Genomic DNA, 13805 nt, shown 5'->3' on the forward strand with positions numbered 1-13805 from the left:
CTTATGCTAATAAAGTGGCGTTTAGTTGTATTGATAAGTGAAAAGCTATGACGTAGACAGCAGCGATTATTAGTTTAACAGATGCCCATACCCGATTCGGTTTAGTCCGAATTGAGGACGAGGAGTTTTTTCCAGAATGGTCTGAAGAATTACCTGGAATTACAGAAGCTGAAAAAACTTCTCTCGATGTACTGCGGCGCAGATATCTATATCATCGGGCTGAAGGTGATTTTTTAGAGGGGACAGTGAAATTGTTGGTGGTGTCTCCCTTAGTAGCGATCGCCGGATTTTACGATCCTCCTTTTAAAATTGCCGCCTAGTCAACAGTAAAGTTAGTGCTAAATGATGGAGAAGAATTACTGCGTGGACGGATTGACGTTTTGGTGCTGCAAAATCAGTTGTGGGTGATGGTGTTGGTGTCTCAAAAAACTACGCTTTCGGTTTGGTCAGCTTTGCCACAAGCATTAGCTTATTTGATGGCTAACCCTCAAGCTGATAAACCTGTCTTTGGCATGATGATAGATTGTCATTGCGAATGAAGCAAAGCAGAATGTTCGTGGAGCGTTCCCAAAAGGCTTTGCGATCGCTTCTCTTTGCTACGCAATGCTCCCGGCACGAGGGAGACCGCTCCCGTCACGAGGTAGACCGCTCCCGTCACGAGGGAGACTGCTCCCGGCACGAGGGAGACCGCTCCCGGCACGAGGGAGACCGCTCCCGGCACGAGGGAGACCGCTCCCGGCACGAGGGAGACCGCTCCCGGCACGAGGGAGACCGCTCCCGGCACGAGGGAGACCGCTCCTGTCACGAGTTAGACCGCTACAGTTGCAATATTGATGAAAATTTCCCAAAATCGGGAATATCACAGGGCAAAGTTGTATAAAATCTCAGTAACACCAGTTATCTAAAATCTGCCACCAGATTCAAACCCGCAAACCCAGATTTAATCTGACTTTCTTAATTACGAATTACGAACTTGTATTGAGCGCAGTCGAAATATTACAAATTAGTGATTATGCCGCCAGACTACTCCGGTCAAAACCTCCAAGGCCGCTCTTTTAAAGGTCAAAACTTGACTGGAGCCAACTTTAGCAAGGCGGATATTAGAGGGGCAAACTTTACCAACGCGATTCTTAAAGATGCTAATTTTACAGGTGTTAAGGCAGGACTACAGCGACGTTGGACAATTGGGTTGCTCATAGTCTCGTGGCTGCTATCAGGACTATCAGGGTTTTTCTCAATCTTCCTTGGTATATTGGTAGCATATATTTTTAACTTTCATAATACTCAAAACTTTATCATCGGGATAGTCTCCCTAATTTTGCTGCTGGTTTTTTGTATTATTACCATTCGTAAGGGTTTAATAGCAGGTTTTGGAGCCGTCGCCTTAGCCGGAGCCGTCGCCTTAGCCGGAGCCGGAGCCTTAGCCGGAGCCGGAGCCTTAGCCGGAGCTTTAGCCGGAGCCGGAGCCTTAGCCGGAGCTTTAGCCGGAGCCGGAGCCTTAGCCGGAGCCTTAGCCGGAGCCGTCGCCTTAGCCGGAGCCTTAGCCTTTACATTATTTAACGCTTACATTGGCTGGCGTAGTTTAGCTGGAAATGAAAAAGACGCTTGGGTTCGCTCGTTCGCTATAGCCTTTGCTGCTACAGGTGGAACTAGCTTTTGTGGCGCTGATTTAACTGATGTTGACTTTACAGGTGCAATTCTCAAAAATACAGATTTCAGAAATGCCAACCTCACACGCACTCGTTTTTATGAAGTCAAAAAACTCGACCTTGCCAGAGTAGACAACACTATACTAATTAACTTTGCTGTTCTCAATTTACTCATCAGCTGCAATGGGAGAAAAAAATCATATCTTGGTGCTAACCTTAAAGGCGCTAACCTCATAGGTGCAGATTTAAAAGAGGCAAATCTCAAAGATGCTAATATTTCTGAAGCAACCTTCCAAGGCGCTTGTTTAGAGTGGGCAAATTTAACTCTAGCTCAGGCTGTTGGTACTAATTTCACTAGCGCCCAAATGACTGGTGCTTGTGTGGAAGCATGGAATATTGAAAGTACAACTCAGTTAAATAATGTTGATTGTCGCTTTGTTTATCTTCTAGAACACCCCAATCCTGGAACTGACAACCGCGAACGCCGTCCCAGTAGTGGCGACTTTCAACCAGGCGAATTTACTAAACTGTTTGAAGAGGTTTTAAATACTGTTGATTTAATTTTTGATAATGGCATTAATTGGAAGGCTTTTGTTAATGCCTTTGAAAATGTAAAAAATCAAAATGAAGATACAGAGTTAGCCCTACAAAGTATTGAAAATAAAGGTGATGGCGTAGTAGTCGTTAAAGTTGGTGTACCTGTTGATGCCGACAAAGAAAAGATTCATAGTGATTTTACACAAAGTTATCAACTGGCATTGCAAGCTGTAGAAGAAAAATATAAAGCACAATTACAAGCTAAAGATGAGCAGATAGTCGTTTATCGACAACAAAGTGGAGAGATGACAGAGATTGTAAGATTATTAGCGAATAAACCAATTAATGTTCAAGTTGACAATAAAGTTGAGAATAAAAATATGACTAACAGCAATGATGCCAGCCGGAAAATTGAAATTGGCAGTGTTGGCAGAGACTTTAATGCCAGTGGACAAGCTTTGAATTTGGGCGATATTAGCGGTACGGTAACAAATACTATCAAGGAGTTAGCAGCGTCTCCCGAACCAGATAAACCGGGAATTAAGGAATTGTTGACGCAATTGCAAGCAGCGATTGAGGCAGATACAAATTTACCGCAAGAAGATAAAGCTGAGGCATTAGAACAGGTGAAAGCCTTAGCTGAAGCGGGGAAAAGTCCTCAAGAGGGGACGATGCAAAAGGCGGCAAAAACGGCTATAAAGATTTTAAAAGGGACAATTTCTAGTTTACCCAGTGCCACAAAGTTGGTTGAACAGTGCAGCAATCTGTTACCGTTGATTTCAAATTTTTTGGGTTTAGGGTAGCGTGTCAAATTAAGAGGTTGTTTAAAAAGTGTTTCGCTGTGAATTTAGGCACTTTTAGATCCCCCTTAACCCCCGTGTACATACAAATTTTTGATGAGGCCATTTAAGATTTATCGTGCAACCCCTGAGATACCTCAAGAAAGGTTATGCTACGCAAAACCTGTCCCTCTCCTTAGTAAGGCTATGGTGTATACACAAGTCTGAAACAGTCTACTCACTTGCATTTAGGCGTAAATTTACCCCACCCTAACCCTCCCCTTATAAAGGGGAGGGAACCAGATTTTCCGGTTTCCCCCCTTTATAAGGGGGGATTAAGGGGGGTAATTCGATGACTTGTGTACACCAGCACTCTTCGACCCCATTCAACTTTGAGATTAAGGTAAAATTATAAGTAAAAGTATTAAGAATTTTAAATAAACTAATCAATGTCCAGCATTTCTCTTGACAAAAGTAACTCTCATGTCATCGTTATCGGTGCCGGAATAGGTGGACTGACTGCTGGAGCATTATTAGCTCATAAAGGTTACAGCGTCTTAATTTTGGATCAGGCTCTTGTCCCCGGAGGCTGTGCTTCGACGTTTAAACGGCAGGGATTTACCTTCGATGTGGGAGCAACTCAGGTGGCAGGGTTGGAACCAGGGGGAATTCACCACCGCATTTTCTCAGAATTGTCAATAGATTTACCAAAAGCAACGCCTTGTGATCCTGCTTGTGCGGTCTATTTACCTGGGGAAAGCACACCGATTAATGTCTGGCGCGACCAAGAGAAATGGCAAGAGGAACGACAAAAACAGTTTCCTGGTAGCGAACCGTTCTGGCAATTGATGGCAACTTTATTTAATGCCAGTTGGGAATTTCAAGGACGCGATCCAGTGCTACCACCACGTAATTTATGGGATTTGTGGCAGCTAACGCAAGCGCTGCGTCCCAGTACATTAATTACTGTACCCTTCACCTTGTTTACGGTAGGAGATGCTTTACGCTTATGTGGACTGGGAAATGACCAACGACTGAGGACTTTTTTAGATTTGCAACTGAAGTTGTATTCCCAGGTGGATGCAGAGAAGACAGCATTACTTTATGCTGCAACAGCATTGAGTGTATCCCAACTACCCCAAGGATTGTTTCACCTCCAGGGAAGTATGCAAGTACTAAGCGATCGCCTGGTACAATCCTTAGAAAGAGATGGCGGCAAATTGTTGATGCGCCACACTGTAGAACAAATCAAAGTAGAGAATGGCAAAGCTACTGCTGTAGTCATTAGAAATCAGAAAACTGGCGATGTCTGGACAGAAGCCGCTGACCACATAGTTACTAACGTCACCGTGCAAAACTTGGTGCAGTTATTGGGAGAACAAGCCCCATCTGGTTATCAAAACCGGGTGGAAAAACTGCCCCAAGCATCGAGCGCGTTTGTGATTTATTTGGGTGTAGATGCCAGCGCGATTCCGCCTGGATGCCCTCCCCATCTGCAATTTATGTACGATGTCAATGGCCCCATTGGCGAAAATAATTCTCTATTTGTTTCCGTCAGTCATCCTGGAGACGGCCGCGCCCCAAATGGTAAAGCCACAATTATTGCTTCTTCATTTGTCGATCCTGCACAGTGGTGGCAGACTGAAAATTATCAAGGACTAAAAGAAAAGTTTACCCTCCAAGCGATCGCTCGTCTTGCCCAATACTTCTATCTCAAACCAGAAACGATTATTCATCAAGAAGCCGCAACACCGCGCACCTTTGCCCATTTCACAGCCCGCGATCGCGGTATAGTTGGTGGCATTGGTCAAAGAATACCCACCTTTGGCCCCTTTGGGTTCGCCAATCGGACACCAATCTCGCATCTGTGGTTAGTTGGTGATTCTACCCATCCCGGCGAAGGTACTGCTGGGGTAAGTTATTCGGCGCTAACGGTAGTCAGGCAAATTGAGGCACAAAACTGATCTAACTACCAATAATTGATAAGTCCTCCTTCGTTTGCAGGCAAGTCATACTTGTAACTGATGACAAATGGGACAGAAAACTGCTGAAATAAGGTTAGTATTGCTAATCTGGAGTAATGACAGACAGCGTTTTAATTCTTGGTGGACGGGGGCGGATTGGTAGCACTGTTGCTCAGGATCTAGCTACCCATACGCAGGCACAAATTACGATTACTGGACGTTCTGCGGAGTTTGGGAAGGCTGTTAGCTTGTCTTCAGGAGGACAAGTGCAGTTTTTGGTATTGGACTTGGCAGAAGTTGACAAGCTGCGAGATGCGATCGCAAACTCTAACTTAGTCATCCATTGTGCTGGCCCATTTCACTATCGAGATACTAATGTTCTCGAAACCTGTATTGCTCTAGGCGTTAACTATGTAGATGTCAGCGACCATCGTTCCTATACCAGCAAAGCTCTCAAGTATAATGAACAAGCAGCTGCTGCTGGTGTGACAGCAATTATTAATACTGGCATTTTTCCTGGTATTTCTAACAGCATGGTCCGTCAAGGCGTTGAACAATTTGATCAAGCAGAAAAGATCCATTTAAGTTATTTGGTTTCGGGTTCTGGTGGTGCTGGCATTACAGTGATGCGGACAACTTTTCTGGGGTTGCAGTATCCTTTTGAGACTTGGATAGATGGAAAATGGCAGGTAATCAAGCCTTATAGTGAAAGAGAATTAGTTGAGTTTCCACCTCCCTATGGACGCAGCGGAGTTTACTGGTTTGATATGCCAGAAACCTTTACACTGCCCAAAGCTTTCCCATCAGTAAAAACTGTAATTACTAAGTTTGGCTCTGTTCCCGATTTTTACAATCACCTAACTTGGATTGCGGCACACGTTTTTCCCAAGTGGTTAATGCAGCGTCGTTACATGATTGAATTTCTGTCTCACGTCAGCCATTCGATGACAGATGTCACTAATAATTTTAGTGGAATTGGGGTAGCAGTTCGTTCAGAAGTTACAGGGCAAAAAAATGGTGAAACAGCCGTTTATTGTTCAACTGTAGTGCATGAAAATACAGCGGTGGCTTCTGGTTGCGGCACAGGTACTATTGCCCAATTATTGCTAGAAGGTAAACTCAACAAACCAGGTGTTTTTGCTGTGGAAGAAGCACTACCAACAAATTTATTTGAAGAGGTAATGCAAAGTCGAGGAATTAAAATTAATCAAAGTTGGTTGTAGCTTTAGAAAATGCCAAAACCTGAATCATCTCCTCATTTCCTGTAACTTCCACTCCTGTTTACAAATCCATCAACACTGCTCTAAGAGGATGTCTGAGAAGTTATAAATGTCATGCTGGAAGCGATCGCGTAGTGAAGCATCTCATCAACCTACAGTAAATTGCGATTCTTTGCTCCACTTTGTCAGGCTCAGAATGACAAATTATACATTTGGTACACTTTTCAGACATCCTCTAAGCCCCAGCCAATGACACATTTACCAGAATATGGAATTTTGTCAATCATATCAGTCCACTTGGATGGACTTTAGCTATGAGGTGCTGAAATTTATTTCTGGAGAGGATGTCAGTAAGGACGACAATTTGACTATTACAAAAATGTAGGTAGTGCTAAAACCTAAAAGGTTCAGATAGCATTAACTGAACTATAGGTAAAAATTAATATACCCTGCGGTAGAAGGAAGAACTGTACTTAAACACTTAGGATGCCTGTGAGCCTTAAATATTGAATATATTTATACATGACCAAGGCTCATAAAATAAAAAAAGGAGATTTTTTCATGCAAAAAATTCTATTAACTTTAAAGCAAACGTTACGTTCCAGCTTTTTGGTTCTTGCTTTGATGATTTCCATCAGCTTGTCAGGTTCGTTCATTTTTATTCAGCAAGCTAGTTATGCAACTACTCTTGAAGAATTAAAGCTAATACCTCCAGAGTATAAACCAATTTCTGAAGAAAAAATTAATCGCGCTAACGAATATGACCCAGGCGTTGGCGTTCAAGAGGAAGAACGAGAAGAAGCTTATGAAGAAGCAGTAAAAGATGCAGGAAGCCTTACTACTATGGAGAAGGCTTACGAAAGGAATTTGAAGGCTGAGAGAGAACAAAATCCCCCAGAAAGTTTCGGTGAAAAAGCGAAAGAAGTTATTGAAAAGGTGACAGGTAAATAGGAAATATAAGCCTAATCCCTAACTCCTTCTCGACAAACGACGCAAAGTAAGATTCAAAGCCTCTCTCCGGTTTGGAGTCAGGTTTAGAAAATTAAATAGTAGGGTGTGTTATGCCGAAGGCTAACGCACCTTAAATTATTGATAGTGCCGTACTCTCAGCAATAACACAACATACAAAAATTGCTTTTACTCAAATTCATCTATTGTGGCACGAGGGGTAGTCTTTTTCTGATTAGCAAGATTGCGCTCATACCACTTCATTAATGGAGTTGAGCTAATACCATGTATAATCACAGAAGCGATAATAGTAGTGTAAGTTATCCAAGCAATTTTTTCGGCTACTTCACCTTTTAAGCCATGACCAAACGCGTAGGCAAGATAATATAAAGAACCAACACCGCGAATACCAAACCAGCCAAATAACAACCGAGTTCCTGGGTGCATGGTTCGACGGTGTGATTCTAGAGGACGTTTACCTATTGTGCTAATCCAAACTCCTACAGGTCTAATTATTAAGAATAACAAAATTATCACTATCAAAGATTGCCCAGCATAATTGAGCATTGGCTTTAATAATAATATTGAACCTAATAGTAAAATTGTCCCAACTTCCAGTAGCTTTTCAATTTGCTCAACAAATTCCAATTGTGCTAGCGGCTTTTCAGGATTTCTGTAACTGCGTTGGACAACTAACCCAGCAACAAATACTGCCAGAAATCCATAGCCATTAACCATTTCTGTTAAAGAATAAGTTAGTAGAATTGTGCTGATAGCAACAAAATCTTCCATTAACTCATCAGTAGCACGGCGTTTTTGGATTTTTTGTTCAATCCAAACTATAGATTTGGCAATAACAATTCCCATAATAATGCCAACTGCGATCGCCCAAATTAAATCAACTGCAATCCATTGTTTAAACCAGCTGCCCCAGTTATCATTTTCTAATGTATGAATGCCAAAATAAACGAAGGGAAAAGCTAAAGCATCATTTAAACCACCTTCAGAAGTTAAACCAAATCTCAATTCATCTTGGTCATTTGTATCGGTCAGTTGTACTTCTGATGCTAATACTGGATCTGTGGGTGCAAGAATTCCTCCTAATAAAATCGCTTCTCCCCAATTCATCCCTAAAAACAATTTACCCACAACAGCCAGAGCAAAAATTGAAATTGGCATCAGAAATACAATCAATCGCACCGTAATATCCCAAACCCCTAACTTTAGAGGACGAATAATTCTTAAGCCGCAGCCAAATACAGAAATAATTACTACAAGTTCTGTTATTTTCTCCAGCAGTTCGGCATTGAAAACTTCATTTTGACGTAATTGAACAAGTTTTAAGCCGTAAGGGCCTAGAAATATACCAACTAGTAGGTAAATAAGGGCAAAAGAAAGAGGTAAGCGAGCAATCCAACCTGACCCTAATGTGACCATCAGCAAAAGTAGACCAATCACAAATAGGTCAATAATATAGGTATCTACCATATAGCGATTTATATAAAAATTAGGTGTTGCTTTGTAAGCTTAGTTGCAATAGCTTTTTATTACAAATAACCTATGGGCAGATTTTCTGGTATTAGGAATTGGCGATTCAAACAGGCTACCAAATTAGAGAAGAAAGAAATAGATAAATTTGGCGTCGGCTTTGCCCGCTTTCTCTACGAGACGCTCCGCGTAGCTTGCTTCCCCGTAGGGGTACGGCATCACGCTTTAGATTATTCGCGTCTGGATAAAACAATGGGATGTAGCACGCGAATATCGCTAATGCACAGCTGTGCGCTCCTCCGAATGGTCTATATTCTCTACTTTCTCACTCAGACATCACCATTCTTAGTACAAATATACTATAATGTAGATAGCGTCCACAAAGCCTAGCCAAATGCATAAGGGTTTTGTGAAAACCTTCTGGAAGATGGATTCAAGGGTTAGTTCGATGATGAAGCATTACATTCTCAACCTCAATCCGACTGCCAAGCATGAATGGGATCGGTGTATTTTACGTGACCCCCTGACTGCAAAACGCCCAGACATTGCCAAATTAATTGCTGAAGCGGTTGGTGCTGATACAGGCAGTTATTTGGTGAGCGTGAATATCGAAGTTCAAGTTTTGCAGCAAGCGGCGGTACCTCAAGCAGAACAACTCTCGCTTTCATTTCCAGAGGTGAGTGTGCCCTCACAACCACAACTGCGGGAAGCGGCTTGAGCTATAGTGCAAAGTTTAGTAGAGAATAATTAGCCTGTATAAACAGGCTTACTTTGTGTAGCCGCAGACTTCAGTCTGATGGCTAACGAAATCATGGGTATATGACAATACGCTTGGGATAAACCTTTTTCTCTCCCCCTGCCTACCTAAACAGATAAATTTTCGGTGTTGCATAAATGCGGGATGAATTGGCGGTTGAAACCATTGAAAATTCGTTTCAAATTGGGCGAAATCATTTCATGATCAGCAACGCCAAATTTTCTCAACCCAAGCGGATTGGGGTATATGAGCGGACTTAATCTTAGAACGCAAAATTAATGGCGTTGTTCAAAGCAGCGGTAGACACATTGCTGGCGGTAATAAAGTTGACAGCATGACCTTTTCCAGATGAACCATCTGGATCAATTAAAACGATCGCACTAGTTCCCTTAGTCTCGAAGCGCAAATAGCCGCCGGCGATCGCACTGGCAAAATTCAGGTTGGCTAGACCAGAATTTTGGAAAAGTTGCCGTAGGACAATCTTGTCAGTACTTGTTTTAAAGTCAGCGATCGTATCGCCCGCATCCTGGATATTTGTATAAACGAACGAGTCTGCGCCTGCACCACCTATGATCGTATCTTTCCCGTGATAGCCAGTGATAATATCATCGCCAGCAGTACCATTGAGAGTATTGCTTCCACAGTTGCCATTGATGACATTGACTTTTGCCTCAAATGCACCAATGTCTACCTTACCGCCAGAGATGCGAGCGAAGCCAGAACCACGTTGGTCAAATGGTACTTGTTCAGTGATGTTGCCGTCGCCATCCTGATCTGTGGTATCAAGAGGTACGTCTGCATTCTTGCCACCGTTGATGGCAGGGCTACCGGTGACTAGGGCGTGAGTTTTTACCGGGCCGCCGTTATTCCGCAAGGTAGTATCGATAACTTCTGTGATGGCAACAGTTAACTGTTCCCTAGCATTAAAGCCTGTACTGCTACCAAGGCTGCCGATGAGGTTATAGCCGTTGCTAATGAACTTACCTACTAGATCAAGGTTGATAGCATTACCTGGATCGTAGTCGGAGGTGTCAAAGTTGCCAGCGACAATGCTGTTTTTCACTATGATGGTGCCAGAGTTAGAGTTGTAAATGCCGCCACCATCGCCATACTCGTAACCACTATAATGTATAAGTTCGAGCCCGAAAGCAGTATTGAGCGTGATAGTGCTGTTGCTCACCGTTAAGGTGCCACCATTATTGTAAATACCACCGCCAAAGTGCGCTTTATTGCCACTGATGGTGCTGTTAGTCACTGTTGCGATGCCACTGTTATAGATGCCGCCACCGATGTCGCTGTCACCAACGAAAGCGAATATAGAGTTGCCATTGATGGTGGTGTTATTCACTAACAAAGTGCCACTATTGTAGATGCCACCTCCATTGCCTCCACCATTGTTACTAATAGTGCTGTTACTCACGGTCGCAGTGCCGCCACTATTGTAGATGCCGCCGCCGAAGCCTTCTGAGTCGTAAGTTGATCCTCCATTATTGCCACTGATGGTACTATTGCTCACTGTGAGGATACCACCATCATTGTAGATGCCGCCAGCGTAGAAACTTGCCGTGTTGTCACTGATCGTGCTATTACTCACTTTCAGAGTGCCAGTATTGTAGATGCCACTGCCGCGGAAACCCGCTGTATTCTCACTGATGGTGCTGTTGCTCACCGTGAGGCTGCCAGTATTGTAAATGCCGCCCCCCGTGTCTCCATTATTGCTACTGATGCTGGTGTTGCTTAACGTCAGGGTGCCTTTATTGTAAATGCCACTACCCCCCAGAATTTCAGAATTATCACTATAACTATTGCCCTTGGTGATAGTCAATCCTTTGATTTCAACAGTGGCATGACTGCTTATCTCAAAAATACGAGAAGCATTATTACCACTAACAGTGAGCAAGTCCGCCCCTGTACCGTCAATCTTCAGGTCATCTGTGATACTTAGACTACTACCAGCAAGAATGATGGTATCAGCGATCGCATCAGTAAACAACCCACCAAATTTAATGATGTCCTTTCCTGCTAGAGTATTGGCATTTAGTATTGCCTGCTGAAGTGAACCAGCACCGCTGTTGTTGGTGTTAGTGACGGTAAATGTAGACATTGATGTTACTCCGATTTTTTCTCATTCTCAGGGGAATTAAAAGATGCCGCTAAAAACTCGCACTTGTAGTGGTTCGAGTATTTTAGGAACCACTAAAAACCAGTACACTGCCGGAAACAGCGCTGTGTCAGGTGTGCAAGAAATCAGTCACAGGATTTGGTGAGGTACGTTGCCCAAAATTGAATTGGGTTTTGCGACTACTCAACCAAAACTATTTATTCTCAAAGCCAAATCTCTAGGGAATTATCCTCTCAAACTCTGGAGGGTTATGAAAATATACTTAAACTAAAAACAATTGTTTAGCAAACATTATATACAAATAGGAGATTATGATTGAAAATTTATTGAGAGTTCATTTTAACTTCATTTTTGCTAGGATACAGTAAAGTTACTGTAAGTTTTTGGTGGATAGCGATCGCTATATCTGCACCTCAGACATAGCTTTTAATCCCCTAATTCAGTACATTTATACTATAATAGATATATAGCGTCCACCCAGCTTGGTTAAGTGTAAAACTGCTCTGTGACAGCCTTTTGGAAAATGGATTCCAGGGTTGGTCTTATGCTTAAACACTAGATTCTTGACATGAGAGGAAAATTATTAAATGATGCAACTGAGTCATTATCCAGCTGCGTTGGGCGAAGCCCTTGCCGAAGGCATCGCACAAGCTGCCCAACGGGCTAATGAAATAGACTCTCAGTTGATGGCAGTGCAGCACCAAGTTAACCGATTTGAAGGCAATGCAGATCGCACCGCCGCCTTTGAGATGGATTTGAAAAATGATGCTCAACGCAAGGCTCGTCGCTTTGAAGTGCTGCTTGTGAATCAGGAATATCAAAAGTCAATAGACACCCAAATTCGATTAACTGTTGATAAAGCAAATGCCATCGCTCATTTGGAATATCTGCGTAACCAGTTTAGTGTAGCTAAGTTAGAAGCAAGATTAGCGATCGCTCAACAACTTACCGATTTTGAATCTAGGGAATTAGTCGGTTTATAGTCACACCTGAACGGTAGTCTGATTATACAACTGCTAAGGAGGCTAAGTTACCCTTGTAGCCACTAATCTCAATCACGGCATCCGTGAGGGCAGAGAATCCATTAGTGTTATCGTTGAGTGCCAGAAAAGTCTGCTGATGATTGCCTGTACCAAGGGTAAAAGTTGCCGCACCTTTAGCTACAAAAGCAGTTGCAGTCAATATCTGTTGTACATCTGAGAGATTTAGACTTGCAACTTTGCCAAGTTGAACTAAATTAGTCGCGCTAACTGCATATAGCCCATCAATTTTATCTTGACAAATGTTCAAGTCAGTTATTTTATCAAAGCTAGACAGCAGCGAATCACTCAGACTACTGAACACAAATTTATCAGCGCTACAACCGCCTGTGAGGGTATCACGCCCAGCACCACCATTGAGGATGTCATTACCATTACCACCAACTAGTTTGTCATTTCCGGCTAATCCAAAGAGTTTATCGTTGCCATTTTTGCCGGAAATTTGATCATTACCAGCCCCACCACTGAGTTCATCTGCACCGTTACCACCGTCTAAGGTAATCTTTGGCACATTTCCGTCTGTGGTGGTTTTGCTGATTAATTGACCATTGGTATCATACAGATAAGTGGCAACTGCATCAGTAATGCCATCACTGTTGTTGTCAATATCTGCGGAAATTAGTTTGCCGTTGCGATCATAGTTGAAAGTCGTAATCTCGTCAGGGATGCCATCATTATTTTTGTCAGCTACCTGTGCAGTCTGTTTGCCGTTAGCGTCGTAACTATAAGCGGTGACTTCATCAAAGATGCCATCATTATTTTTGTCAATTTTTTGTGATGTCAGCTTGCCGTTAAAATCGTAGCTGTAGATGCCAACAGCATCAATTACACCATCATTGTTAAAGTCATAGCTAGCGGATGCGCGTCCATAAGTAGAGGTTGTGACAGAATCAACTTTGCCGTCGCCGTTGTAGTCAGTGCTAAAGGATGTCAGGTTGCCCTTGGCATCATAAGTAGAGGTTTCGACACGATCAAGTTTGCCGTCGTTGTTGTAGTCAGTGCTCGTGGATGTCAGGTTGCCCTTGGCATCATAAGCATAAGTATAGGTTTGGACAGAATCAACTTTGCCGTCGCCGTTGTAGTCAGTGCTCATGGATGTCCGGTTGCCCTTGGCATCATAAGTATAGGTTTGGACAGAATCAACTTTGCCGTCGCCGTTGTAGTCACTGCTCGTGGATGTCTGGTTGCCCTTGGCATCATAAGTAGAGGTTTGGACAGAATCAACTTTGCCGTCGCCGTTGTAGTCACTGCTCGTGGATGTCTGGTTGCCCTTGGCATCATAAGTAGAGGTTTGGACAGAA

The 13805-nt window shown here is 43.0% G+C and carries 11 protein-coding genes; 8 read left to right on the forward strand and 3 right to left on the reverse strand.

The window, feature by feature from the left end:
- The first annotated feature begins 335 nt into the window (after positions 1 to 335).
- The 5 genes from V7K49_RS34395 (at position 336) to V7K49_RS34415 (ending at position 7100) form a co-directional block, all read left to right on the forward strand.
- Positions 336 to 539 carry a hypothetical protein gene (locus V7K49_RS34395; RefSeq protein WP_335209720.1) on the forward strand — a complete coding sequence of 68 codons (204 nt, stop codon included), beginning with the start codon at positions 336 to 338 and terminating at the stop codon, positions 537 to 539.
- A gap of 473 nt (positions 540 to 1012) precedes the next feature.
- Entirely contained in the window at positions 1013 to 2989 is a 1977-nt protein-coding gene (locus V7K49_RS34400; protein ID WP_335209722.1) for a pentapeptide repeat-containing protein, read from the forward strand.
- 425 nt (positions 2990 to 3414) lie between these two features.
- The gene (gene crtD / locus V7K49_RS34405; RefSeq protein ID WP_335209724.1) at positions 3415 to 4929 is read left to right on the forward strand and encodes a C-3',4' desaturase CrtD; all 1515 of its coding nucleotides are present in this window, start codon (positions 3415 to 3417) and stop codon (positions 4927 to 4929) included.
- A 116-nt stretch (positions 4930 to 5045) separates the two neighbouring features.
- The gene (locus V7K49_RS34410; protein WP_335209726.1) at positions 5046 to 6152 is read left to right on the forward strand and encodes a saccharopine dehydrogenase family protein; all 1107 of its coding nucleotides are present in this window, start codon (positions 5046 to 5048) and stop codon (positions 6150 to 6152) included.
- Between the two features lie 519 nt (positions 6153 to 6671).
- Positions 6672 to 7100 carry a hypothetical protein gene (locus V7K49_RS34415; RefSeq protein WP_334867139.1) on the forward strand — a complete coding sequence of 143 codons (429 nt, stop codon included), beginning with the start codon at positions 6672 to 6674 and terminating at the stop codon, positions 7098 to 7100.
- Positions 7101 to 7286: 186 nt separating this feature from the next.
- Here the strand turns inward: V7K49_RS34415 and V7K49_RS34420 are convergent, their stop codons facing one another.
- Positions 7287 to 8585, reverse strand: a complete 1299-nt coding sequence (locus V7K49_RS34420; protein WP_335209728.1) for a cation:proton antiporter — start codon at positions 8583 to 8585, stop codon at positions 7287 to 7289.
- A gap of 72 nt (positions 8586 to 8657) precedes the next feature.
- On the opposite strand from V7K49_RS34420, the gene V7K49_RS34425 reads away from it, so the two are divergent.
- The gene (locus V7K49_RS34425; protein ID WP_335209730.1) at positions 8658 to 8975 is read left to right on the forward strand and encodes a hypothetical protein; all 318 of its coding nucleotides are present in this window, start codon (positions 8658 to 8660) and stop codon (positions 8973 to 8975) included.
- Positions 8976 to 9033: 58 nt separating this feature from the next.
- The gene (locus tag V7K49_RS34430; protein ID WP_069069307.1) at positions 9034 to 9303 is read left to right on the forward strand and encodes a hypothetical protein; all 270 of its coding nucleotides are present in this window, start codon (positions 9034 to 9036) and stop codon (positions 9301 to 9303) included.
- A gap of 301 nt (positions 9304 to 9604) precedes the next feature.
- Here the strand turns inward: V7K49_RS34430 and V7K49_RS34435 are convergent, their stop codons facing one another.
- Complete coding sequence (locus tag V7K49_RS34435) at positions 9605 to 11446, reverse strand: choice-of-anchor Q domain-containing protein (RefSeq protein WP_335209732.1); 1842 nt, start codon at positions 11444 to 11446, stop codon at positions 9605 to 9607.
- 605 nt (positions 11447 to 12051) lie between these two features.
- Here V7K49_RS34435 and V7K49_RS34440 point away from each other — a divergent pair.
- A complete protein-coding gene (locus V7K49_RS34440; protein WP_335209734.1) occupies positions 12052 to 12447 on the forward strand; it encodes a hypothetical protein in 396 nt (131 codons plus the stop codon).
- A gap of 22 nt (positions 12448 to 12469) precedes the next feature.
- Here V7K49_RS34440 and V7K49_RS34445 read toward each other — a convergent pair.
- On the reverse strand, positions 12470 to 13805 hold a 1336-nt coding region (locus tag V7K49_RS34445), incomplete at its 5' end, for a bluetail domain-containing putative surface protein (protein WP_335209736.1).

The organism is Nostoc sp. (assembly GCF_036919675.1).
GTDB lineage: Bacteria > Cyanobacteriota > Cyanobacteriia > Cyanobacteriales > Nostocaceae > Nostoc.

Coding starts and splice junctions, on each gene's coding strand:
- V7K49_RS34400 (WP_335209722.1), top strand. CDS start 1,013: ATGCCGCCAGACTACTCCGGTCAAAACCTCCAAGGCCGCTCTTTTAAA.
- crtD (WP_335209724.1), top strand. CDS start 3,415: ATGTCCAGCATTTCTCTTGACAAAAGTAACTCTCATGTCATCGTTATC.
- V7K49_RS34410 (WP_335209726.1), top strand. CDS start 5,046: ATGACAGACAGCGTTTTAATTCTTGGTGGACGGGGGCGGATTGGTAGC.
- V7K49_RS34415 (WP_334867139.1), top strand. CDS start 6,672: ATGACCAAGGCTCATAAAATAAAAAAAGGAGATTTTTTCATGCAAAAA.
- V7K49_RS34420 (WP_335209728.1), bottom strand. CDS start 8,585: ATGGTAGATACCTATATTATTGACCTATTTGTGATTGGTCTACTTTTG.
- V7K49_RS34425 (WP_335209730.1), top strand. CDS start 8,658: ATGGGCAGATTTTCTGGTATTAGGAATTGGCGATTCAAACAGGCTACC.
- V7K49_RS34430 (WP_069069307.1), top strand. CDS start 9,034: ATGATGAAGCATTACATTCTCAACCTCAATCCGACTGCCAAGCATGAA.
- V7K49_RS34435 (WP_335209732.1), bottom strand. CDS start 11,446: ATGTCTACATTTACCGTCACTAACACCAACAACAGCGGTGCTGGTTCA.
- V7K49_RS34440 (WP_335209734.1), top strand. CDS start 12,052: ATGATGCAACTGAGTCATTATCCAGCTGCGTTGGGCGAAGCCCTTGCC.